At 71.8% G+C, this 2,120-nt stretch carries 2 protein-coding genes and 1 pseudogene; all 3 read left to right on the forward strand.

Annotated elements, in window-relative coordinates:
• Positions 1 to 1,125, forward strand: a 1,125-nt coding sequence (murC, locus tag CCN56_RS39395; protein WP_086832402.1) for a UDP-N-acetylmuramate--L-alanine ligase, incomplete at its 5' end; no start/stop codon positions are given.
• Between the two features lie 15 nt (positions 1,126 to 1,140).
• Complete coding sequence (msrB, locus tag CCN56_RS39400) at positions 1,141 to 1,548, forward strand: peptide-methionine (R)-S-oxide reductase MsrB (protein ID WP_041131793.1); 408 nt, start codon at positions 1,141 to 1,143, stop codon at positions 1,546 to 1,548.
• A gap of 128 nt (positions 1,549 to 1,676) precedes the next feature.
• Positions 1,677 to 2,120 (forward strand): annotated as a pseudogene (locus tag CCN56_RS39405) (hypothetical protein); the annotation flags it as partial.

The raw sequence follows: 2,120 nt of genomic DNA on the forward strand, positions 1-2,120 counted from the left end.
GCCGAGCTCGGCATCCCCGTCGTCCACCGCTCCGACGCGCTCGCCTCCCTCATGGACGGCCTGCGCGCGATCGCCGTCGCCGGTACGCACGGCAAGACGACCACCACCTCCATGCTGGCCGTCGCCCTCACCGAGCTCGGCCTCGACCCCTCGTACGCGATCGGCGGCGACCTGAACGGTCCCGGCACCAACGCGCGCCACGGCTCCGGCGAGGTCTTCGTCGCCGAGGCCGACGAGAGCGACCGCAGCTTCCAGAAGTACGACCCCGAGGTCGCGATCGTCCTCAACGTCGAGCTGGACCACCACGCGAACTACGCCTCCATGGACGAGATCTACGAGTCCTTCGAGGCCTTCACGGCCAAGATCCGCCCCGGCGGCACCCTGGTCGTCGGCGAGCACGCGGGAGCCCGCGAGCTGGCCCGCCGGGTCGCGGACCGCGAGGGCCTCTCCGTGATCACCGTCGGCGAGTCCGAGGACTCCGACGCCCGCATCCTCAAGATCGTCCCGAACGGGATGAAGAGCGAGGTGACGGTCCTCCTCGACGGCGTCGAGCACACCTTCACCGTCTCCGTCCCCGGCCGCCACTACGCGCACAACGCCGCCGCGGCCCTCGCCGCCGGCGCCCGCGTCGGCATCGACCCGGCCGAGCTGGCCCAGGCCCTCACCGCGTACACCGGTGTCGGCCGCCGCCTCCAGCTCAAGGGCGAGGCCAAGGGCGTGCAGGTGATCGACTCGTACGCGCACCACCCCACCGAGATGACCGCCGACCTGGAGGCCATGCGCGGCGCCGCCGGCGCCTCCCGCCTCCTCGTCGTCTTCCAGCCGCACCTCTTCTCCCGCACCCAGGAGCTGGGCAAGGAGATGGGTGACGCGCTGGCCCTCGCGGACGCCTCCGTCGTCCTCGACATCTACCCGGCCCGCGAGGACCCGATCCCGGGCATCACCAGCGCCCTGATCATCGACGCGGCGGTCACCGCGGGCGCCGACGTCACGCCGGTCCACGACAAGGAGACCGTCCCGGACGTGATCGCGGGAATGGCGGGCCCCGGCGACCTCGTTCTCACGATGGGCGCGGGCGACGTCACGGACCTGGGTCCGAAGATCCTCGCCCGCCTGTCGAACTGAGGGAGTGGACGAACGATGGCGTACGAGGTCGAGAAGCCGGACGAGGAGTGGCAGGCGCAGCTGACCCCGTCGGAGTACCAGGTGCTCCGGCTGGCCGGCACGGAGCCCGCGTTCCGCGGTGAGTACACCGACACGAAGACGAAGGGCGTCTACTCCTGCCGCGCCTGCGGGGCGGAGCTCTTCACGTCGAACGAGAAGTTCGAGTCGCACTGCGGCTGGCCGTCCTTCTACGACCCGAAGGACAGCTCCGCCGTCGAGCTCGTCGCGGACACCTCCCACGGCATGATCCGCACGGAGGTCCGCTGCGCCCGCTGCGGCTCCCACCTGGGCCACGTCTTCGAGGGCGAGGGCTACCCGACCCCGACGGACCAGCGCTACTGCATCAACTCGATCTCCCTGCGCCTGGAGCCCGAGGAGGGCTGACACCGCCGTTCGGCCCCGCCCTCGCCCCCGGAGGAACCCGGGGGCGGGGGCGTCTGCGTTTGACAGCACCTGACAGTCCACCAAGAGTGCATTCCGTGAGATTTCGGACATCTGGATGGGAGTCAGGAATGCTTTCGCGTACCGACCGTGGGCGCCGTGGCGTCATCGTGCCCGCACTGGCCGCCGCACTGGCCGTTCCCCTGCTGTCCGCGACCCCCGCGGTGGCGTGCCCCGACCCCGCCTCCGGCACCGGTACGGTCAGCCGCTCCGGTGGGACCGTCACGTTCGTACCGGTGGCGGGTGCGGCCAACCGGGTCACCTTCTACGTCGCCACCGCCCCCCTCCTGCGGGTGTCCGACCCGGGCGGCATCACCGCGGGCCCCGGCTGCACCCAGACCAGCCCGACCACGGCGACCTGCGGAGCGATCGCCGACATCACCGACATCCACGCCGACGGCGGCGACGGGGACGACCGGCTCGCGGCCGGGGCGGATCTGAACATCCCCGTCGACTTCGACGGAGGCCCCGGCCGGGACGTCCTCGTCGGCGGCACCGCCGACGAGGACGTCCCG

Origin of the sequence: Streptomyces sp. NRRL B-24572, from assembly GCF_002156145.1 — a bacterium.
GTDB classification, from domain to species: Bacteria; Actinomycetota; Actinomycetes; order Streptomycetales; family Streptomycetaceae; genus Streptomyces; species Streptomyces vietnamensis.